Origin of the sequence: Sphingobium chungbukense (assembly GCF_001005725.1) — a bacterium.
GTDB lineage: Bacteria > Pseudomonadota > Alphaproteobacteria > Sphingomonadales > Sphingomonadaceae > Sphingobium > Sphingobium chungbukense.
This window is the reverse complement of sequence record NZ_LBIC01000007.1, coordinates 473630-493098: the sequence shown is the minus strand read 5'-3', so window position 1 is coordinate 493098 and position 19469 is coordinate 473630. Positions and strand designations below refer to the sequence as shown.

The following is a 19469-nucleotide window of genomic DNA, read 5'->3' as shown; positions in this document are numbered from 1 at the left end:
CGCCCGCAGCCTTCACCTCATTGCGCGGTCCAGCCGCCATCGATGCTCATATTGGCGCCGGTGATGTTGGCGGCGGCATCGCTGCACAGGTACATCGCCATCGATGCCACCTGCTCCACGGTCACGAACTGCTTGGTCGGCTGCCCGGCGAGCAGTACGTCGTTCATCACCTGCTCGCGCGTCATCCCGCGCGCCTTCATCGTGTCGGGAATCTGGTTCTCCACCAGCGGCGTCCAGACATAGCCGGGCGAAATGCAGTTGGCCGTGATGCCGAAGGTCGCCAGTTCCAGCGCCAAGGTCTTGGTGAACCCCGCTAACCCATGTTTCGCCGTCACATAGGCGCTCTTGAACGGCGATGCGGTCAGGGAATGCGCCGAAGCGGTCTGGATGATCCGCCCCCACTTCTTCTCCTTCATATAGGGAATGGCGAGGCGGGAGGTGTGGAAGGCGCTGTTGAGGTTGAGCGCGATGATGAGGTTCCATTTGTCGACCGGGAATTCCTCGACCGGGGCGACATGCTGCATGCCCGCATTGTTGATGAGGATGTCGACGCCGCCAAAGGCATGGGCGGCTTCCTGCATCATCGCCTCGATCTGGTCGGTCTTGGTGAGGTCATGGCCGCTGTAAAGCGCCTTCGCCCCGCTCAACGCCTCCAGCCCCAGCCGTTCCTTCTCGATCGCGTCCGCATCGCCAAAGCCGTTGATCACGACATGGGCGCCTTCGCCCGCCAGCGCCTTGGCATAGGCAAGGCCGATGCCGGAGGTCGATCCGGTGATGAGGGCGGTCTTGCCGGCCAAAGATTTACCGGAATCCGATTGGCTCATGCCTGCTTCTCCTTGAGATGGTCGGGGGCGTCGAGGTCGAAAGTCGAGCTTTTCCCGTTGACGATGTTGCGGGCGATGAGGTCGCCCTTGTGCATCACTTCCTCCACCGCGTCGCGGCCCTGGGTCCAGTGATCCAGCATGGTGGAACGGGAAAATTCGAAGTCGCGCGCGCCGCTTTCCCAGGCGCGGCTGCGGTAGATGAGGTGGACGATATTGACCGATCCCGTATCCAGGAACTGACGCAGCCGCTGGGCATCGGCATCGTCCTGCAATTCGGGCGGCAATTTGTCGAGCAGCGCGCGGATCGCCTTATGCTCCTTGCGCAGCCGCAGATACTGGTCCGTCACTTGCCGGGTACGGCTGGAATATTGAATATCCTTGGTGCGGGAATAGACGTCGGTCATCTGCCGCGGCATCGGTCCCTCGGCGGGGAACAGGTCGACCTGGAACACCAGCATGTCCTCCGTCTGGTGGTCCAGCACATGGGCCAGCGGCGTATTGGACACGATGCCGCCGTCCCAATACCAGCGCCCGTCGATCTCGATCGGCGGCAGGCCGGGGGGCAGGGCGCCCGACGCCATGATGTGCCGCGCGTCGATCCGGGTGTTGCCGCCGCGCCCGCGCGTGTCCCAATAGGCGAAATTGCCGCTTTCCACGTCCACCGCGCCCACCGACAGCCGTACCGGCCCGTCATTCAGCAGGTCCCAGTCGACGCAGGCGTCCAGCGTGTCCTTCAGCGGCGCGCTGTCGTAGAAGCTGATCGCCCCCGTCGTGCCTTCGGGCATCAACGGCGCGGGCCACAGACGCGGGCGGAACATGCCCGGCACGCCGAATGTCGCGACGGTGCCCGCCGCCATCAGGTGGGCGGCCTCGCGGATATGGTCGATTTCCGGCAGCACGATATTGGGCATGCCGCCCGAGACGGTGAGCCAGAATTTCTTCAGCCGGCCGATCCGCTTGTGCGGCGGGTTGCCCGCGATGATCGCGGCATTGACCGCGCCGATGGAAATGCCCGCGACCCAGCTTATGTCGACTCCCAGCGCGTCGAGTCGCTGATAGACGCCTGCCTGGAACGATCCGAGCGCGCCGCCGCCCTGCAACAACAGCGCGACTTCGCGGGGTAGGGGCAGGGGCGTATTGGCGCGGTGGCGCGGTTGGGGTTCGGTATCGGCCATGTCGCAGTGCAATATAGAATTCTGCTTCGGCATTCCAACGGAATGTCTCGTGACAACTTGTTCATGGACCATCACGTCCCGCAACCCTCGATGCATCCGGGACGTTCCCACCCGCGGCCGAATGGATTAGGCAGGGCGAGGAAAGAGAGGGACGAGATGCGGCTGGACGACGAACGGGAAAGCACGAATTTCGAGGTGCAGGACGGCCGCGGCGGCGGCATGGGCGGTGGGCTCGGCGGTGGGCTGGGCCTGCTGTTACCGCTGATCGGCAACCGTTTCGGATGCGGCGGAATCGTCGTCGTGCTGATCGTCCTGGCGGTGATGGGCGTCAATCCGCTCAGCCTGATGAACGGCGGCGGCCAGATGCCCCAGGGCGGAGAGGTGAGTCGCGATGCGTCCAAGCTCAGCGACATCCAGCATTGGTCTTTGAAGGTGCTGGGATCGACCGAGCGGGTCTGGGGCCAGACGTTCCAGCAGGCCGGGCAGCAATATCGGCCGACTGTCCTGTCCTTCTATTCGCAGAACGGCGCATCGGGCTGCGGCGCGGCGCAGAGCGCCATGGGGCCCTTCTACTGCCCCAACGACCAGAAAGTGTATCTCGACACGGATTTCTTCACCGAACTCCAGCAGCGTTTCGGCGCGCCGGGCGATTTCGCCCAGGCCTATGTGATCGCGCATGAGGTCGGCCATCATGTGCAGGATCTGGAAGGCACCTTGGGTCAGGTGAACAAGCGGCAGCGCGCGGTCAGCGAGGACGAGGGCAATGCGTTGCAGGTGCGGGTGGAATTGCAGGCGGACTGCTATGCCGGCGTGTGGGCCAAGCGCACGGGCCTGATGGAGCCGGGCGACCTGGAGGAGGGGATGAAGGCGGCACAGGCGATCGGCGACGACACGCTGCAAAAGGCGGCCGGTCGGCGCCCCGTGCCGGAAAGTTTCACCCATGGCACCAGCGAACAGCGGATGACCTGGCTGCGCAGGGGGCTGGACAGTGGCGACCCTGCCCAGTGCGATACGTTCAAGGGGGCCTGAGGCGCCCTTATTGCGGCGCCCCGACCTGTTGCTCCGCGTTTTCGCCCGGCGCCGCTTCCGTTGCCGAAGCGGCGGGCAGACCGGCGGCGGGCAGACCGGCTCCGGGCGCGAGGAACGGCTTTCCCGCATCCGGCATGGGCTGGCCGAAGGATGCCGTGCCCGCATCGCTGACCGCCGGCGGCGGAGGCGGGCCAGGCTGGACCGGCGCAGCGACGGGCGCGATGCTTGCGGCCGGCGCTGCCCCCATGGGTGCTGATGCTGCCGGCTGGCCCGGCACGAAACTCTGTACCGTCAGCACGATGATGGGGGCTGCGATGAGGGTTATGGCGGCAAATGCCTTGTAGATCATGGTCGTGCTTCCCCCGGAAGATGCGCGATCTTAAACCGGGCGGGTAAATAAAGTGCTGATCGGGTGGACGGGGCCCGCCACCGCCTTCGCCAATTTTGACGCGATGCGCCTTCCCCGCCACCCCCGATCTCGTCCGGGTGCCAAAAAAGGGGACCGAATCTAATGCCGGTCGAGCTTCGCGAGCAGGTCCAGCATGTCGTCAGGGACCGAATCCCGCGCCGCGTTGAAGGTGGAACGCAACGCATTGCCGATGCCTTCATAGGGCTGCGGCACGCCGATATTCAGGACGCGGCGGATCGCGCCATCCTGAATGCTCGCCGACCGGCTGAGGGGCTTACGTTGCATTTCCATGTCCAAATAACCGCCAAAGCCGCGAAAAGTTTCTGGCGTTCGTCGTAAACGCACGCAATATCCGCTCCATTATGGGAGAGTTAGGGTGACGGACGGTTTGGCGGCTGCGGCAAGGATGCGGGCGCATTCGCCTTTTCTGGCGCGGCAGATGGATCGCTTTCCGGATGTGGCCGGACTGCTGGAAAATGGGGATTTCGAGGGAGCATGGGCCGCCGCGCAACAGGTTGCCGCGCCCGACGACGGCGTCGCCCGTTCCTTGAGGCGCAGGCGCGGCGCGGTGGCGCTGGTGACGGCGGCGGCCGATCTGGCGGGGGCCTGGGACGTCGACCGCGTGACGCGCACCTTGTCCGACTTTGCCGACCAGGCGCTGGAGGCGGCGTTGGCCGCAGCCATGGCGGAGCGTTATCCCGATGCGGAAAACCGCGGTTTCGTCGTGCTGGCGCTCGGCAAACATGGTAGCCGCGAGCTGAATTATTCCTCCGATATCGATCCGATCCTGCTCTACGATCCCAGGACCCTGCCCCATGGCGAGCGGGAAGACCCGGCCGACGCAGCCGTCAGGATCGGGCGGCGGGTCAGCGAATTGCTGAATGCCCGCGACGGCGACGGCTATGTGTTCCGCGTCGACTTGCGCCTGCGGCCATCCCCGGAGGCGACCCCCATCGCCCTGCCGGTGGAGGCGGCGATCGGCTATTATGAATCGACCGCCCTCGGCTGGGAGCAGGCGGCGTTCATCCGTGCGCGTCCGGCGGCGGGCGATATCGCGTTGGGCGATTATTTCATGCAGGCGATCCGCCCCTTCGTCTGGCGGCGGAGCCTGGATTTCGGCGCGATCGACGCGATCACCGACATTTCGCGCCGCATCCGCGACCATTATTCGCAGGGGCAGGCCTTCGGACCGGGATACGACCTGAAACGCGGGCGCGGCGGCATAAGGGAGGTCGAATTCTTCGCGCAGGTGCATCAGCTCATCCATGGCGGGCGCGATCCCTCGCTGCGGTCGGGCAATACGCGGGAGGCTCTGCGCGCGCTCGCGGCGGCGGGCGTGTTCGAACCTGAAGTGACCGCGAAGCTGGACGAGGCCTATGTCCTCTTCCGCACGATCGAGCATCGCCTGCAAATGGTCGAGGACCGGCAGACCCATGAACTGCCCAAATCGGTGGAGGCGATGGACAATGTCGCGCGGCTCCATGGGCTGGCGGACGGCGCGGCGCTGCTCGACCTGCTTCGCCCGCATGTCCAGTGGGTGGGAAGCAATTATGATCGGCTGACCCCGGCCGCGGCCGATGAATCGCTGTCCCATGACGAGGATCGGTTGAAGGCGCAGCTTGCCGGCATCGGCTTTGCCGATCCGGACACGCCCCTTGCCAGGATCACGCGCTGGCGCTCCGGCACGATCCGGGCGCTGCGCAGCGGGCCGTCACGGGAGGCGCTGGAGGAATTGCTGCCGGGGCTGATGCGCACGCTGGCGGCGGCGCCTGATCCGGCGCGGGCGCTCAACCGGCTGGACGACCTGATCGGACGGCTGCCGAGCGCGATCAACTTCTTCAAGCTGCTGGCGGCGCGGCCGGGCCTTGTCGAACTGCTGGCGGAATTGCTGAGCCATGCGCCGACTTTGGCCGATGCGCTGGGACGGCGGGCGGAACTGCTCGACGGCCTGATCGACACCTCCGCCTTCGACCCGCCGCCCTGCGTGGCCGTGCTGGCCCAGCAGTTCGCCCGGCTGGAGGAGGGCGAGGATTATCAGGCCCTGCTCGACCGGGTGCGGCAGAGGGTGAACGACCGCCGCTTCGCCCTAGGCGCACAGATCATCCGCGGCGGCGATCCGCTGGAGGCGGGGCGGGGCTATTCGCGCGTCGCCGAAGCCGCGATCGAGGCGCTGAGCGCGGCCACCGTCGCGGAGTTCGAACGCGCCCATGGCAAGGTGCCGGGCGGCGAGATGGTGATACTGGCGCTGGGCAGGCTGGGCGGCGGGGTGCTGACCCATGCGTCCGACCTGGACCTCGTCTATCTCTTCACCGGCAGTTTCGAAACCGAATCCGATGGGGCCAAGCCCCTGGGCGCGACGCAATATTTCAACCGCCTCGGCCAGCGGATCACCAATGCGCTCTCCGTCTCGACCGCCGCAGGGCCGCTCTACGAGGTCGACACCCGCCTCCGGCCCTCGGGCGCGCAGGGCCTGCTCGCTGTCAGTCTCGACAGCTTTGCCCGCTACCAGCGGGAGGAAGCCTGGACCTGGGAGCATCTGGCGCTCACCCGTGCCCGGCCTGTCTTCGGCTCCGATGCGGCGCGGGCCGCGCTGGGCGGGATCCTCACCGAAACGCTGGAACGACCGCGCGATTTCGACGAGCTGGCGCGCCATGCGGTGAAGATGCGCGGCGACATCGCCAAACATAAGCCGCCTGCCGGCGACCTCGACGTGAAGCTGGTGCCGGGCGGCCTCGTCGACCTGGAATTCCTGATCCACGTCACCCAGTTCCGCCACAATATGGCCTTCGATCCCGACCTGCGCGCCGCGCTGGAACAGTTGGTCGCGGCCGGTCATCTGCCGGGCGAACTGATCGCGGCGCATGACCTCATCACGCGTTTTCTTGTGGTGTCCCGCCTCGTTTCGCCCAAATCGACCGAGCCGCCCGAAGCCACCCGCCCGCTGGTCGCGCGCGCCTGCGGCGTCGAAAGCTGGAATGCCCTGCTTGAAAGCTATGCGGAGGCCCGGCAAAGCGTCAGCGACGCATGGGCGGCGCTCGCTGCCCCTTTCGAGGAGGACAAGTGATGCTGGATGTGGGCGATACCGTGCCGGACGTGGGCTTGAAGGATGCCGACGGCGCCGATTTCACCCTGGCGCGTTACCGGGGCAAGCCGCTGGTCGTCTATTTCTATCCCAAGGCGGACACACCCGGCTGCACCAACGAAGCCAAGGATTTCACCGCGCTCGGCGCCGATTTCGCGGCATTGGGCGTGCCGGTCGTGGGGATTTCGAAGGACAAGCCCGCCAGGCTCAAGAAATTCGCCGAAAAATATGGCCTGACCGTCACGCTCGCCTCGGACGAACCGGGCGATATGTGCGAGGCATTCGGCACCTGGGTCGAAAAATCGCTCTATGGCCGCAAATATATGGGCATCGAGCGCGCGACCTTCCTAGTCGGCGCCGACGGCAAGATCCTGCGCGTCTGGCCCAAGGTGAAGGTCAAGGGTCATGCCGCCGAGGTGCTGGAGGCGGGGCGGGCGCTTTGAATCTACCCGTTTCCCTCGACAATGTGGGTGCGGCCTGCGCCCATGTGCTGCTGACGCCCGATCCGTTGTCCAAGCTGATGGCGGCGCGGGCGGTGGCGCGGAACTGGCGGCTGGGGCGGTTGGCGCACCGCTTCGACACGGTCATGCCGGATCGCCCGGCCCGGCCGGAAAAGCCCGAACTGCTGCCGCCCAACCGGATGCCCAAGCGCGGCAGGGTCGGCTCGGAACGGGCGCGGATCGCGATGCTCCACGCGCTTGCCCATATCGAATTCGTCGCGATCGATCTCGCCTTCGACCTGATCGGCCGTTTCGGCGCCGAATTTCCGCCCGCATTCACCGACGAATGGATGCGCGTGGGCGCCGACGAAGCGATGCATTTCGCGCTGCTCGACCGGCGGTTGCGCCAACTGGGCAGTTTCTACGGCGCGCTCCCCGCCCATGACGGCCTCTGGCAGGCGGCCGATGAGACGGCGCATGATGCGCTGGCCCGCCTCGCCATCGTGCCCATGGTGTTGGAGGCGCGCGCCCTCGACATCACGCCCGCCACCATGGAACGGTTCGAAGGGGCAGGGGATGCAACGTCCGCACGCATGTTGCAGCGTATTATGACGGACGAGATTCGGCATGTCGCGGCCGGGACGACATGGTTCGGCCATGCGACGAAGCGATTGGGCGTGAACCCCGCAAATCATTACCAAATCCTTGTGAAACGCCACTTTCGCGGGTCGTTGAAGCCTCCGTTCAACGACTCGGCGCGCCGACAAGCCGGTTTAACGCGGGAATTTTACACGCCGCTTGCACAATAGGCCGGGACATGTCCTCTTGAGATCAGCGGGTGGCGGCATCAGCCGCATTTTGGTTAACGTGGGGATAGCCGAGAGGCGCAAAGCCTCCGGTCAATAGTCGGGGTCGGCATGTTGGTTCTTCATTCTGATAATGCGCGCGCTGCGCGATGGTTCCGTTCTGCACTGAAAATTGCCGGCGCGATGGGCATGGCAGGCGCACTTTGCGCCGCTGTCCCGGCCCAGGCGAAGAGTGACGACGATGATCCCTATGGCGATGCGTCGGAAATCAACACCAGTGCGCTCGGCCCGGCCGACGTCGGCTTTTCCAACCTCTTCTCCAGCCTTCAGCGGCTCGATGGCCAGGCCAAGTCGGCCAATTACATCCCCTCCGGACGTCCGGTCGAGAAACTCTCCCTGACCTCCAATTTCGGCGTCCGCTCCGATCCCTTCAACGGCGGTGCCCGGATGCACAAGGGCATCGATATTCCCGGCCCGATCGGCACCAGGATTTACGCGACCGCCGACGGCATTGTCAGCCGCGCCGGATGGGCCAGCGGTTACGGCAATCTGGTCCAGATTTCGCATGGCGGCGGCATGGAAACGCGCTACGGCCATATGTCGAAGCTGCTGGTCGCCGCGAACAGCTATGTCCATCGTGGCCAGTTGATCGGCCTCATGGGTTCGACCGGCCGTTCGACCGGCAGCCATCTTCACTATGAAGTGCGCGTCGACGGCCAGGCGATCAACCCCATCCCCTTCGTCGCCGGTCCCGATTATCTGGTGGCGATGAACACCAAGCCGCCGATCGCCATGGGTGGCCCGACCAAGGCACAGGAAAAGGCCGCCGACGAATAAGCGGCGCTTTCATCTCGCTTTTCAAAGCCCCGGTGCCGATGGGTTGCCGGGGCTTTTGCTTATTCCTATCTAGGCACCATGACCGATATCGATCTGACCCCCTCCGCTGCCGCCCGCGTCGCCGAGATCGCCACCAAGCAGGGCAAGCCCGCGATCCTGCGTCTCGCCGTCGAGGGGGGCGGTTGTTCGGGGTTCCAATATCGTTTCGGCCTGGCCGATGCGGTGGAGGCCGATGATGTCACGGTCGAGCGCGACGGCGTGACGCTGGTGGTCGACGATGTCAGCATCGACCTGGTGCGCGGATCGGCGGTCGATTTCGTGTCCGATCTGGCGGGGAAGGCATTCAAGGTGACCAACCCCAACGCCACCGCCGGTTGCGGCTGCGGCACCAGCTTTTCGATTTAAAATCCATCCGGCCCTTGTCGAAGGGCCGCTCACCTATCTAGGGATGCGCGCAAGGAGATTTCGTCGATGCGCATCGCCACCTTCAACATCAACGGGATCAAGGCGCGCCTGCCGCGCCTGCTGGAGTGGCTGGACGAAACCCGCCCCGACATTGCCTGCCTTCAGGAAATCAAGACGTCGGACGAGACTTTCCCCGTCAAGGACATTGAAGACATCGGCTATGGTGCGATCTGGCATGGGCAGAAAGGGTTCAACGGTGTCGCCATATTGGCGCGCGGCGAAACGCCGGTGGAGGTTCGCCGCGGCCTGGAGGGCGAGCCGGAGGACGAACATAGCCGCTATCTCGAAGCCGATGTGAAGGGCCTGCGCGTCGCCAGCATCTACCTGCCCAACGGCAATCCGCAGCCGGGCCCGAAATTCGACTATAAGCTGCGCTGGATGAAACGCTTGCGGGACCGTGCCGCTGAAATCTGGGCTGAGGAGGTGCCCGCCGTCCTCGCAGGCGATTATAATGTCATTCCGCGCGACAGGGACGTCTATTCGGTCAAGGCCATGGCCGACGACGCGCTGATGCAGCCTGAAAGCCGTGCCGCCTACCGTCGCCTGCTGGGTGATGGCTGGACCGACGCCATCGCTTCGCGCCATCCGGCGGGCGGGGTGTGGACCTATTGGGACTATCAGATGAACGCCTGGCCGCGCGATGCGGGTTTTCGCATCGATCATCTGCTGCTCAGCCCCGCCGCCGCCGACCGGCTCATCGACGCGCAGGTCGACAAGGATTTCCGGGGACGGGAAAAGGCGAGCGATCACGCGCCGACCTGGGTGGAACTGGGCTGATCTTCCCCGATGGCCGTGATGGGCCATGAGCGGAGGTCGACACCATCCGTCTCCCAGCGAAAGCCGGGATCCCGTGAGGTTGGCCCTCCCGCCTGAGATCGCGGCGTTCGCCGGGATAATGGGCGACAGGCAAGAATCCCCCCTTCATCCTCTCGCCGTCTCCGCTATTTTGATGCCAGGCAGGGCCCCGGTATCAACCATATCCTGCCCGATCCACGCATCGTCCTTCCGGAAATAGGCGACATGGTGCCCGCGCTGGAAGCTGGCGCCATCCCACACCACCACCTGCAATTCGACCTCGTCATGGCGGTGGACATGCAGCCAGTTGAAGCTCTGCGGCTCGGCATTGCGCAGCCGGGTGGAGGTCGCCGTTCCCGCCTGGATCACCAGCGCGCCGCCCGCATGGGCCACCATCTTCTCCGCCGCCTCCGCATAGGTGCGATGGAAATGACCGGCGAGGGCGATGTGGATGCCTGCCTGCGCGGCCGCCCGCACGGCATCCTCATGCTGCCCGACGGCTTCGCTCAATTCATTGCCCCGGCCGATCGGCATGGCGAACAGCGGGTGATGGGTGACGAGGATGCGCGTCTTTTCCGGCGCCACATGCGCAAACCGATCCCGCAGCAGCCGCATCTGGTCATGATTGATCCGCCCACCCTTGATCGTCAGGGATCGCGCCGTGTTGAGGCCCAGCATCGCAACCTCGTCATCTTCGAAAAAGGGACAGAGGTCGTTGCTGATGGCGCGTTTGTAGCGGCGCAGCGGCGCCCCGAAACGGCGGGCGAGGTCATAGAGCGGCACGTCGTGATTGCCCGGCACGACCAGCATTTTCATGCCTGCGGCGCGCAGCCGGTTGATCCATGCGCCGGCCTGCCGGAACTGGTCGCGTCGGGCGCGCTGGGTCAGGTCGCCGCTGATGACGACCAGGTCGGGCTGGCGCTGTTGCAGCCAGGCTTCGGCGGCGGCGACGATCCTGGGATCATGCGCGCCGAAATGAATGTCGGACAGGTGGGCGATACGGGCCATGTTTCGGGAACGAGCGTGGCCCGCGATTGGTTTCGGACCTCCTGGGCGCTTTGCGTGTTGTTGAGGCATGGAAACGAAATCGCCCGCCCCCGAAGCGCTGCCGCGAGACGCGGTCCTCATCGTCAATGTCCATTCCCGCCGGGGGGAGGCCCTGTTCCAGAATGCCCGAACCCTGCTGGAAGAGGCCGGCATGCATCTGATCGCGGCCCATGCGGTGAAGGATCCGGATCGCTTGCAGGAAACGGTCCGGCGGGCGGTTGCGGAAGGTGCGCCCATGGTGATCGTCGGCGGCGGCGACGGATCGCTGTCCGGCACGGTGGACGAACTGGTGGGCAAGGATTGCGTCTTCGGCATCCTGCCGCTCGGCACGGCGAACAGCTTTGCCCGGACCCTGGGCATCCCGCTCGATCTGGAGGGCGCGGTGGCGGCCATTGCCGGGGGTCGTCGGCGGCGGATCGACCTTGGCATGATCGACCGGGATTATTTCGTGAATGCCGCGTCGCTCGGCCTGTCGCCGATGATCGGCAAGACGGTGCCGCACAGGCTGAAGCGCTATCTGGGACGGATCGGCTATCTGCTCTGGGCGGTCAAATGTTCGATCGGCTTTCGCGCCTTCCGGCTGGTGCTCGACAATGGCCGGGGCGATCGGCGCATGTGGTCGACGGAGGTGCGCATCCTCAACGGCCCCTATCATGGCGGGGTCGAACTGTCCGATCAGGCTGACGTCGACACGGGGGAGATCGTCATCCAGGCAGTCGTGGGCCGCAGCCACGCACGGCTCGCCTGGGACTGGTACGCCAAATTCTTCAAGCTGCGCGACAGGGACGCGCATACGCAGGAGTTTCGCGGGCGATCCTTCCGCCTGGAGACGGTGCCGCCGCAGCGGATTTCGATCGATGGCGAAGTGCTGGCGAAGACCCCCGTCACCGTCAAGATCGCGGCCGGAGCGGTGGAGGTGGCGGTTCCATAATCCCCTCCCGCAAGCGACAGGGAACGGAAGCGGGGCTTATAAATCCTTCTCGTAAACCTGATAGACCTTGTTCACCCTGCTCTCGATCGCGTCGGCAATGGCGTTCATGCCCTGATTGTCGTCCAGCACCCAGCCGATCTCGCCCCGCGTCGCGCCATAGTGCGTGGTCGCGTTGCGGCGGATATATTCGATCATCATGAAGGCGAGCTGGCTCGCCATGCGCGACGATTGCAGCCGTTGCACCACGCCCATCAGCGGCACGCGCATGGTGCGCACCTTGGGCTTGCGCAGCCACCAGAGCAGCTTCGCCCAGCCGAAGGGGAAGAGCGAGCCGTTGAGCGGCGCGATCGCCTCATTGAGATCGGGCAGCGTCATCATGAACGCCACCGGCTCGCCCTCCAGTTCCGCGATCATGATGAGGTCGTTGAACACGATCGGCTTCAACTGCTTGCCGAAATGCGCGACCTCTTCGTCGGTGATCGGCACGAAGCCCCAATTATTGCCCCAGGCATCGTTCAGGATCGCGAGGATGATCGCCGCCTCGCTGTCGAATTTCGATTTGTCGACCTTGCGGATGCGGATGCGCGCATTCTTCTCGCCCGACTGGACGATGCGCTGGATCAGCGGCGGGAACGGCTGCGTGATGTCCAGCTCATAGGTCTTGAGCTGCTTGACCGGCCGATAGCCCGCACCCTCGACCATGGCCTGATATTCCGGCTTGGCGTGGCCCATCATGACCGTGGGCTTGTGGTCGAAGCCCTCGATCAGCAGGCCTGGCTCCTCCCAGATCGACAGCGAGATCGGCCCGAGCGAGCGGGTCATCCCCTTGGCCCGCAGCCATCCTTCCGCGGTCGCGATCAGCGCCGCGCCGACTTCGGCATCTTCCGCCTCGAACAGACCGAAATTGCCGGTGCCCGGCCCCATGCCCTGTTCGGCGGGCTGCGAAAGCGCGAGGTGATCGAGATGCGCGGACACGCGTCCGACCACCCTGTCACCCCGGCGGGCAAGGAAATATTGCGCCTCGGCATGGCCGAAAAAGGGGTTCTTGCCCGGCGTGATCAGGCTGACCACCTCATCCTTCAGCGGCGGCACCCAATGGGGATCATTGGCATAGAGCCGCCAAGGCAGATCGACGAAAGCCTTGCGGTCGGCCTTCGACATGACGGGGGTGATCACCAGTTCTTGATTGGCCACGGCGGAGCTTTCGCTGGAGCGGGAGGTTTGGGTTAGGACGGATCGTCGCTTGTCCGGCGAATGTCAATCGGGACATGATCGGATGGGATCATGATGGCCAAATCGTCATGTTGCTGCCCCAATTGCAGCGCATTTACCCTTTAGGAACCCCGGCATGACTGTGCACGATCCCCTTGTTGCGGCCGCGTCGCGGACGAAAAGCGCCATTCCCGATGATGCGGCGATGCTGCGCGCGGCGGCGGACCTGACGCGAGAGCTGTCGACGGCAAAGCCCGCCATCTATTGGCCCGACCTGCTGGTGTCGGCGCTGATCGGCTACGCCGCGCTGGCCGGTGCGATCCTGACCGAGGGCGCGACGATGCTGGCGTTCGGACTGGTGGCGATGCTGGCGCTCTACCGCGCGGCGAGCTTCATTCATGAGCTGACCCATATCCGCAAGGGCGCGCTGCCCGGCTTCCGCTTCGGCTGGAACCTGCTCGTCGGCATTCCGCTGATGATCCCCAGCTTCATGTATGAGGACGTGCATACGCAGCATCATGCCCGCACCCGCTACGGCACGGCGAACGACCCGGAATATCTGCCGCTGGCGCTGATGAAGCCCTGGTCGCTGCCTTTGTTCATCCTGGTGGCGGCGCTGGCGCCGATCGGTCTCATCCTGCGCTTCGGCGTCTTGACGCCGCTCAGCCTGATCGTCCCGCCGCTGCGCCGCAAGGTGGTGGCGGAATTTTCCGCGCTCTCGATCAACCCCGCCTATCGCCGCCGCGCGCCGGAGGGCGATTTCGCGCGGATGTGGGCCTGGCAGGAAGCGGGCGCTTGCCTCTTCGCGCTGGCGCTGATCGGCAGCGTCTTCGCCTTCGGCTGGAAACCGCTGCTCACCTATATGGCCGTTCATTCGGCCATGACCGTCATCAACCAGCTCCGCACGCTGGTCGCGCATCTCTGGGAAAATGAGGGCGATGCGATGACCGTCACCGCCCAATATCTGGATTCGGTGAATGTGCCGCCACCATCGCCCTTCGCCGCGATCTGGGCGCCGGTGGGCCTGCGCTACCACGCACTGCATCACCTGCTGCCAAGCGTGCCCTATCACGCGCTGGGCGAGGCGCATAAGCGGCTGGTGGCGACGCTGGCGAGCGATTCGCCCTATCACAAGGGCAATTATCCCGGCATGTGGCCGCTGGTCGGCAAGATCGCGCAGAGCACGATGGTTCGTCGATAAGGGTAAAAAAGGCCGGGCAATCCCGGCCTTTTCTCTATTCCTCCGTCCGGAACAGCACCGTTTCGCCCACCAGCAGGAACAGCAGAAACGGCGCCCAGGCCGCCAGGAACGGCGGATAGGCCCCCAGATTCCCCATGGCGAGCGAGAAATTGTCCGCCACGAAATAGGCAAAGCCCAGTGCCATCCCCATCACCGCCCGCACGAACAACTGCCCCGACCGCGCCAGCCCGAACGCCGCCACGGACCCCAGGATCGGCATCAGCAGCGCGGACAGCGGCCCCGACAGCTTATGCCACAGGCTGCCCTCCAGCTCCGCGGTCGGCCGCCCGGCATCGTGCAGGTCGCCGATCGCCGCCTGCAACTGGCTGAAGGTCAGTGCGTCGGGATCGACCTTGGCCAGGGTGAACTGATCGGGCCGGATGTCATGGCCGAAGCGGACCGTGCCGATCTGCCGTTCGGTCCCCCGCGCCACGTCGAACTGCCGCGCGCCTTCCAGTACCCAGCTCTTGCTGGCCGCGTCATAATGCCCCTTGGGCGCCTGGACGATGGTGGTCAGCGTATTGTTGACGCGGTTGAAGATCTCCACCTTGCGGAGCTGCACCGCCGTGCCGCGCCCGGCGACGATGGCGGCGGTCACCAGATTATTGCCGTCGCGCACCCACGGGCTGGCCTTGATGCCGCTATCGGGAGGGAGGGGGCCGTAATCCACCGCCTGCCAGGCCGAAAGCCGCGCGGTCGATCGCGCCACGATCCGTTCGTTGAAGGCATAGCTGATCATTGCCACGCCCAGCGCCGCCGCCAGCAACGGCGCCAATATCTGATGCGCCGACAGCCCCGCCGCCTTCATCGATATGATCTCGCTGTTCTGGTTGAGGCTGGCGAGCATGATCAGCGTGCCGAGCAGCACGGAGAAGGGCAGGAAGCGGGCAACGATCTGCGGCGCGCGCAAGGCCACATAATGCCAGAGTTGTGCGTCGCCATTGCCTGCATAGGCGAGGATGTCGCCCGATTCGCCCAGCAGATCCAGCGTCTGGAGCACCGCCACCAGCATCGCCAGCACCGCGAAGGTCCGGGTCAGGAACAGCCGCGCCATATACCAGCTAAGCTGGCGCGACGGGAAGAAATTCAGTTGGTGCATGGATCAGACGGCTCCTTCCGCCATGGTTGCCGCCCTTGGTTGCCGCCGCCGGACAAGACCCAGCAGGCGGAGGAATTGCTTGGCGATCTTGGCGAAGGCATATTCCAGCGCGGCGATCGGCTGGCCGCCCGGCCGGTGCGCGATCACATGATACATCCACAGGATCAGCCCGGCGAACAGCAGGAACGGCCCCCATAGCGCGATGATCGGGTCGATCTTGCCCAGCGATCCCACGCCCTGCCCATATTCGTTGATCTTGTGATAGGTCACGATGAACACGATCGAGAGGAACACGCCCAGCGCCGAAGTGGATCGCTTGGGCGGAATGGCGAAGGCGAGCGCGGCCAGCGGCAGCAGCATCATCATCGCCACCTCCACCATGCGGAAATGGAAATTGGCGCGGATCTCGTTGCGCAGCTTGTCGGGCGTACCGGGATCATGGCCGATCGTCACCAGTTCCGGGATGGTCTTTTCCCGGTCGACGTCGCGGCCCCGGAACTTCTCGATCTGCGGCAGGTCGATCGGCAGGTCGTGGCTGGAAAAGGACAGGATTCGCGGCGACTTATATTTGGGCGCGTCGTTCACCAGCACGCCGTCGCGCAGGCGGAAGATGATGGTGTCGGGATCGTCGGTCGCCAGGAATTCGCCCTGCGCCGCCGTCACGGCGACGGTCTGGCCGTCCTTGCCGATGGCGCGGACGAAAATCCCTTGCAGATTGCGGCCTTCGTCCAGGCTGCGCTCGATCCGCAGGGTCATGCGCTTGCCCAGATTGGTGAACTCGCCCACCTTGATCGATGCGCCCAGCGCGCCCGACCGCAGTTCGAAGCGCAGCGCCTCATAGGCATGGCGGGACAGCGGCTGGACGAAGCCGACAATGCCGAAATTGAGCAGCGCCAGCGCGATCGCATACATATAGGGCACGCGCAGCAAGCGGCCGTAGGACAGGCCGACGGCCCGCATCACGTCCAGCTCGGACGACATGGCCAGCTTGCGGAAGGCCAGCAATATGCCCAGCATCAGGCCGATCGGAATGCCCAGCGACAGATATTCGGGCATCATGTTGGCCAGCATCCGCCACACGACGCTGACCGGTCCCCCCTCCGCCGCGACGAAGTCGAACAGGCTCAGCATCTTGTCGAGCACCAGCAGCATGGCCGAGATCACCAGCGTCCCCAGCATGGGGAGGGCGATCAGGCGGGCGAGATATCTGTCGGTGGCTGTCAGCATTTCTCTATGTGGTCGTCCCATCACCATGATTTGGCCGCAAACCCCCCCCATATGCGAGTCAGGTAAGTTGCGGGGCGAACAGGGGCTCGCCGTCCGGTGTCAACGGGCGGCTATAGCTTCACGGAGTTGGATGGTCATGTTCAAAGTTGCAATGGGACTGATGTCGGTGGGGGCCTTGTTCGCGGCCGCCCCGGCCATCGCCCATGGTATGGAGATCGGCAACGACCTGGAACGTTGCTCCGCCACGGCGAAAGGGCCGGCGGTCCTGGTCGACGTGCGCGGCTTTGCCGCCTCGACCGGCACGGTGCGCGTGCAATCCTATCCCGCGACCAAGGCCGCCTGGCTGGCCAAGGGCGAATGGCTGGGCCGCATCGACGTGCCGGTGAAGGCCAGCAATGGCGAGATGCGCTTCTGCATGCCGGTGCCCCAGCCGGGCAAATATGGAATCGCCGTGCGCCATGACCGCGACGGCAACGGCAAGACCGACATTTCCCGCGACGGCGGCGGCTTTTCCAACAATCCGTCGATCAGCATCTTCAACCTGGGCAAGCCGGGGGTCGAGAAGGCGGCCTTCTATGCAGGCCCCGGCGTGACGAAGATCACCATCAACCTCAAATATATGTGATCCCCCGACCATGGTCCGCGTCGCCCTATTGTCCAATCCCAAATCCACGGGCAACCGGCAGACGCTTCCGCGCGTGCGCAGCTATTGCGCGAGCAACCCCGACATCTTCCATTATGAGGTGGAACATGTCGACCAGATCGGCCGGGCGCTCCAGACCATCGCCCGCGTCGATCCGGTCGTCATCGTCATCAACGGCGGCGACGGCACGGTGCAGGCGGCGCTGACCGAACTTTATCAGGGCGAGCATTTCCAGGGCCGCGTGCCGCCGATCGCGGTGCTGCCCAACGGCAAGACCAACCTGATCGCGCTCGACCTCGGCATTCATGGCGATCCGATCAAGGCGCTGGAAAGGATCGTCCAGATCGCCAAGGCGGGCGTCGACGACCATGTCGTGGCGCGCGAACTGATCGCGCTGTCGGACGGGCAGGCGGAAAGCCGGCCGGTGCTGGGCATGTTCCTGGGTGGGGCGGGGTTGGCGGACTATATGCTCTACTGCCGCAACCAGATCTATCCGTTGGGCCTGTCCAACGGCATCAGTCATTTCCTGACGGTCATCGCGGTACTCGTCTCGCTGGTCTTTGGGGTTCGTGCCCGATTCCTGCCGCAATCCAGCCGTCCGGTGCGTATCTCCCTGATCCGCGACGGGCAACTGGCCGGGCGCTTCGCCGTGCTGATCGTGACGACATTGGAACGATTGCTGCTCGGCGTGCAGCCGGGCGACAGCCGGCGCGGCAATATGAAGCTGATGGCCGTCGACCAGAATCTGGCCGCCCTGCTGCGCCTCTTCTGGGCCAGTGTGACCAGGCGTGTGGGCAAGGCCCAGATGCAGGGTATCCATCTGGAACAGGGCGACGTGATCCGCATAGAGGGCGACCACAGCAGCGTCATACTGGACGGCGAACTGTTCGAAGCGTCCGAAGGCAAGCCCATCGTCCTGCGCTCCACCGAGCCGGTGCCGTTCCTTCGCCTGGCGGCCTGATGGCTTCCGGCGGTTGGGGCGGACGGCGGACATCCCCCCTTCATCCCCCCAGGCTCCGGCCCCATGCTCCGGCCCCACGCTCCGGGTAAGGAGGATGTGACGGCCGCTCATGGCCCTTTCCCGACTCTGGCTCAGACCGACGGATGCCCAACGGCAACAGGTTGCTGAAAAACATCCTATTTACCAACGGGTGCCCATTTCACGCTGTCCTATTCCGCGCCCGCGGGTCTATCCCGCATCCCTCTTTGAACCGTCCGATCCTCCTGCCTCCGCACACGCGCGCCCTGGCACGCGCGCGCATACAGTGTGAACTTCGACGTAAAACAGCCATTTCCGGGCGATTGGCGCGCATCGCCGTCAATGCTTCGGCTTGAGCGCCTCCGCCAACGACACGGTCGCACTGCCGCGCCGCGCCGGCTTCGCCTGACCGGGATCGGCCTTCCACCCGCTCAGATAGACGATCGCCATCTGCTCCGCCGTTCGCCCGTCCTCATCCGCGGCGGCAGCGAAATGCCCGGCCGCCCCGGCGATCGCCTCCCGCCGCAATATGGGCGGTCGGGAAACCAGTAGATTGCCCGCCCCCATGCCGCGCAAGTCATGCATCAGCCGCAGCACATCGCCATAGCGCACCGTCAGCATATCCCCATCCGCGACCGGCATGGTAAAGCCCGCCCGCGCCAGCAGGTCGCCCGCCGAACGCACATCGACCTGCGGATGGACATGCTGGCCCGGCCGGTCGCCTTCGCCGGCCATCAGCGCGGCGCGCAGCCGGGGCAGCGACCCCGCGCCGGTGAAGGCCGCCAGCATCAGCCCGTCCGGCCGCAACACCCGCTGCATCAGGATCAGCGCGCCCGGCAGGTCGTTGACGCTGTCGAGCGTGCCGCAGGCGACCACCAGGTCGAAACTCTCGTCGGCAAAGGGCAGGGCGTCCTCATCGACCTGCACCCCGCCCTGCGCGCGCGCCGCGGCAAAGCCGGGATCGGCGCAGACGACCGTCTTCCCCATGGCCTCCAGAGCCGCCCTGGCGCTGCCGTCGGGGCAGCCGATGACCAGCACCTCCTTCAATTCGCGCTGCACGTCGCCCAGCCGGTCGAGCAGTTCGTCCAGCATCGCCCGGTAGAGGAAATCATGGTCGGCAAAGCGCGCCATCATCCGGTCGCGCCGCCTGGCGCGCAGGGTGCGGTCGAAGATGTCGGGATTGGTCATGGCGGGCCTTGTGCATCGGCGACGGAGCGGGAACAAGGGAG

General features: G+C 65.2%; 20 protein-coding genes. 11 read left to right on the top strand and 9 right to left on the bottom strand.

Annotation, left to right across the window (positions count from 1 at the left end; all coding sequences use genetic code 11):
• Positions 1 to 17: 17 nt before the first annotated feature.
• Positions 18 to 824: a 3-hydroxybutyrate dehydrogenase gene (locus tag YP76_RS17350; RefSeq protein ID WP_046764837.1), complete on the bottom strand. Its 807-nt coding sequence runs from the start codon at positions 822 to 824 to the stop codon at positions 18 to 20.
• Entirely contained in the window at positions 821 to 1999 is a 1179-nt protein-coding gene (locus YP76_RS17345) for a patatin-like phospholipase family protein (RefSeq protein WP_046764836.1), read from the bottom strand. The genes YP76_RS17350 and YP76_RS17345 overlap by 4 nt, the downstream gene beginning before the upstream one ends.
• Positions 2000 to 2155: 156 nt before the next feature.
• On the opposite strand from YP76_RS17345, the gene ypfJ reads away from it, so the two are divergent.
• Positions 2156 to 3028 carry a KPN_02809 family neutral zinc metallopeptidase gene (gene ypfJ / locus YP76_RS17340; protein WP_046764835.1) on the top strand — a complete coding sequence of 291 codons (873 nt, stop codon included), beginning with the start codon at positions 2156 to 2158 and terminating at the stop codon, positions 3026 to 3028.
• 7 nt (positions 3029 to 3035) lie between these two features.
• Here ypfJ and YP76_RS17335 read toward each other — a convergent pair whose 3' ends face one another.
• Together YP76_RS17335 and YP76_RS17330 are read right to left on the bottom strand one after the other, a co-directional pair.
• On the bottom strand, positions 3036 to 3377 hold the full coding sequence (locus tag YP76_RS17335) for a hypothetical protein (RefSeq protein WP_046764834.1): 342 nt from the start codon (positions 3375 to 3377) through the stop codon (positions 3036 to 3038).
• A 159-nt stretch (positions 3378 to 3536) separates the two neighbouring features.
• The gene (locus tag YP76_RS17330) at positions 3537 to 3728 is read right to left on the bottom strand and encodes a hypothetical protein (protein ID WP_046764833.1); all 192 of its coding nucleotides are present in this window, start codon (positions 3726 to 3728) and stop codon (positions 3537 to 3539) included.
• Between the two features lie 115 nt (positions 3729 to 3843).
• On the opposite strand from YP76_RS17330, the gene YP76_RS17325 reads away from it, so the two are divergent.
• From YP76_RS17325 to xth, 6 genes are all read left to right on the top strand, one after another.
• Positions 3844 to 6501 (top strand): bifunctional [glutamine synthetase] adenylyltransferase/[glutamine synthetase]-adenylyl-L-tyrosine phosphorylase, encoded by a 2658-nt coding sequence (locus tag YP76_RS17325; RefSeq protein WP_408640452.1) that lies wholly within the window; start codon positions 3844 to 3846, stop codon positions 6499 to 6501.
• A complete protein-coding gene (gene bcp, locus YP76_RS17320; RefSeq protein WP_046764831.1) occupies positions 6501 to 6962 on the top strand; it encodes a thioredoxin-dependent thiol peroxidase in 462 nt (153 codons plus the stop codon). Before YP76_RS17325 ends, bcp begins: the two co-directional genes overlap by 1 nt.
• Positions 6959 to 7768, top strand: a complete 810-nt coding sequence (locus tag YP76_RS17315; protein ID WP_046764830.1) for a ferritin-like domain-containing protein — start codon at positions 6959 to 6961, stop codon at positions 7766 to 7768. The genes bcp and YP76_RS17315 overlap by 4 nt, the downstream gene beginning before the upstream one ends.
• A 108-nt stretch (positions 7769 to 7876) precedes the next feature.
• Positions 7877 to 8602 carry a M23 family metallopeptidase gene (locus tag YP76_RS17310; protein WP_347337857.1) on the top strand — a complete coding sequence of 242 codons (726 nt, stop codon included), beginning with the start codon at positions 7877 to 7879 and terminating at the stop codon, positions 8600 to 8602.
• A gap of 78 nt (positions 8603 to 8680) precedes the next feature.
• Positions 8681 to 9007 carry an iron-sulfur cluster insertion protein ErpA gene (gene erpA / locus YP76_RS17305; RefSeq protein ID WP_046764828.1) on the top strand — a complete coding sequence of 109 codons (327 nt, stop codon included), beginning with the start codon at positions 8681 to 8683 and terminating at the stop codon, positions 9005 to 9007.
• 66 nt (positions 9008 to 9073) lie between these two features.
• A complete protein-coding gene (gene xth / locus YP76_RS17300; protein ID WP_046764827.1) occupies positions 9074 to 9844 on the top strand; it encodes an exodeoxyribonuclease III in 771 nt (256 codons plus the stop codon).
• 144 nt (positions 9845 to 9988) lie between these two features.
• Here xth and YP76_RS17295 read toward each other — a convergent pair whose 3' ends face one another.
• Positions 9989 to 10870 (bottom strand): metallophosphoesterase family protein, encoded by an 882-nt coding sequence (locus YP76_RS17295; protein WP_046764826.1) that lies wholly within the window; start codon positions 10868 to 10870, stop codon positions 9989 to 9991.
• A gap of 67 nt (positions 10871 to 10937) precedes the next feature.
• Between YP76_RS17295 and YP76_RS17290 the strand changes: the two genes are divergently transcribed.
• Positions 10938 to 11840: a diacylglycerol/lipid kinase family protein gene (locus tag YP76_RS17290; RefSeq protein ID WP_046764825.1), complete on the top strand. Its 903-nt coding sequence runs from the start codon at positions 10938 to 10940 to the stop codon at positions 11838 to 11840.
• Between the two features lie 36 nt (positions 11841 to 11876).
• On the opposite strand, the gene YP76_RS17285 is transcribed toward YP76_RS17290, so the two are convergent.
• Positions 11877 to 13034, bottom strand: a complete 1158-nt coding sequence (locus YP76_RS17285; protein ID WP_046764824.1) for a hypothetical protein — start codon at positions 13032 to 13034, stop codon at positions 11877 to 11879.
• A 154-nt stretch (positions 13035 to 13188) separates the two neighbouring features.
• Between YP76_RS17285 and YP76_RS17280 the strand changes: the two genes are divergently transcribed.
• Entirely contained in the window at positions 13189 to 14253 is a 1065-nt protein-coding gene (locus YP76_RS17280; protein ID WP_046764823.1) for a fatty acid desaturase family protein, read from the top strand.
• A gap of 34 nt (positions 14254 to 14287) precedes the next feature.
• Here YP76_RS17280 and lptG read toward each other — a convergent pair whose 3' ends face one another.
• Complete coding sequence (gene lptG, locus YP76_RS17275; protein WP_046764822.1) at positions 14288 to 15391, bottom strand: LPS export ABC transporter permease LptG; 1104 nt, start codon at positions 15389 to 15391, stop codon at positions 14288 to 14290.
• Between the two features lie 3 nt (positions 15392 to 15394).
• Positions 15395 to 16618, bottom strand: a complete 1224-nt coding sequence (lptF, locus tag YP76_RS17270) for an LPS export ABC transporter permease LptF (protein WP_046764821.1) — start codon at positions 16616 to 16618, stop codon at positions 15395 to 15397.
• 130 nt (positions 16619 to 16748) lie between these two features.
• On the opposite strand from lptF, the gene YP76_RS17265 reads away from it, so the two are divergent.
• Together YP76_RS17265 and YP76_RS17260 are read left to right on the top strand one after the other, a co-directional pair.
• Positions 16749 to 17243 carry a DUF2141 domain-containing protein gene (locus YP76_RS17265; RefSeq protein WP_046764820.1) on the top strand — a complete coding sequence of 165 codons (495 nt, stop codon included), beginning with the start codon at positions 16749 to 16751 and terminating at the stop codon, positions 17241 to 17243.
• Between the two features lie 10 nt (positions 17244 to 17253).
• Positions 17254 to 18222, top strand: a complete 969-nt coding sequence (locus YP76_RS17260; protein ID WP_046764819.1) for a diacylglycerol/lipid kinase family protein — start codon at positions 17254 to 17256, stop codon at positions 18220 to 18222.
• A 357-nt stretch (positions 18223 to 18579) separates the two neighbouring features.
• Here the strand turns inward: YP76_RS17260 and YP76_RS17255 are convergent, their stop codons facing one another.
• Positions 18580 to 19428, bottom strand: a complete 849-nt coding sequence (locus YP76_RS17255; RefSeq protein WP_046764818.1) for a methyltransferase domain-containing protein — start codon at positions 19426 to 19428, stop codon at positions 18580 to 18582.
• Positions 19429 to 19469 lie beyond the last annotated feature (41 nt).

Bases quoted from the DNA above. Each gene is read 5' to 3' on its own strand.
- YP76_RS17350 (WP_046764837.1), bottom strand. From the start codon at position 824: ATGAGCCAATCGGATTCCGGTAAATCTTTGGCCGGCAAGACCGCCCTC.
- YP76_RS17345 (WP_046764836.1), bottom strand. From the start codon at position 1,999: ATGGCCGATACCGAACCCCAACCGCGCCACCGCGCCAATACGCCCCTG.
- ypfJ (WP_046764835.1), top strand. From the start codon at position 2,156: ATGCGGCTGGACGACGAACGGGAAAGCACGAATTTCGAGGTGCAGGAC.
- YP76_RS17335 (WP_046764834.1), bottom strand. From the start codon at position 3,377: ATGATCTACAAGGCATTTGCCGCCATAACCCTCATCGCAGCCCCCATC.
- YP76_RS17330 (WP_046764833.1), bottom strand. From the start codon at position 3,728: ATGGAAATGCAACGTAAGCCCCTCAGCCGGTCGGCGAGCATTCAGGAT.
- YP76_RS17325 (WP_408640452.1), top strand. From the start codon at position 3,844: ATGCGGGCGCATTCGCCTTTTCTGGCGCGGCAGATGGATCGCTTTCCG.
- bcp (WP_046764831.1), top strand. From the start codon at position 6,501: ATGCTGGATGTGGGCGATACCGTGCCGGACGTGGGCTTGAAGGATGCC.
- YP76_RS17310 (WP_347337857.1), top strand. From the start codon at position 7,877: ATGTTGGTTCTTCATTCTGATAATGCGCGCGCTGCGCGATGGTTCCGT.
- erpA (WP_046764828.1), top strand. From the start codon at position 8,681: ATGACCGATATCGATCTGACCCCCTCCGCTGCCGCCCGCGTCGCCGAG.
- xth (WP_046764827.1), top strand. From the start codon at position 9,074: ATGCGCATCGCCACCTTCAACATCAACGGGATCAAGGCGCGCCTGCCG.
- YP76_RS17295 (WP_046764826.1), bottom strand. From the start codon at position 10,870: ATGGCCCGTATCGCCCACCTGTCCGACATTCATTTCGGCGCGCATGAT.
- YP76_RS17290 (WP_046764825.1), top strand. From the start codon at position 10,938: ATGGAAACGAAATCGCCCGCCCCCGAAGCGCTGCCGCGAGACGCGGTC.
- YP76_RS17280 (WP_046764823.1), top strand. From the start codon at position 13,189: ATGACTGTGCACGATCCCCTTGTTGCGGCCGCGTCGCGGACGAAAAGC.
- lptG (WP_046764822.1), bottom strand. From the start codon at position 15,391: ATGCACCAACTGAATTTCTTCCCGTCGCGCCAGCTTAGCTGGTATATG.
- lptF (WP_046764821.1), bottom strand. From the start codon at position 16,618: ATGCTGACAGCCACCGACAGATATCTCGCCCGCCTGATCGCCCTCCCC.
- YP76_RS17265 (WP_046764820.1), top strand. From the start codon at position 16,749: ATGGTCATGTTCAAAGTTGCAATGGGACTGATGTCGGTGGGGGCCTTG.
- YP76_RS17260 (WP_046764819.1), top strand. From the start codon at position 17,254: ATGGTCCGCGTCGCCCTATTGTCCAATCCCAAATCCACGGGCAACCGG.
- YP76_RS17255 (WP_046764818.1), bottom strand. From the start codon at position 19,428: ATGACCAATCCCGACATCTTCGACCGCACCCTGCGCGCCAGGCGGCGC.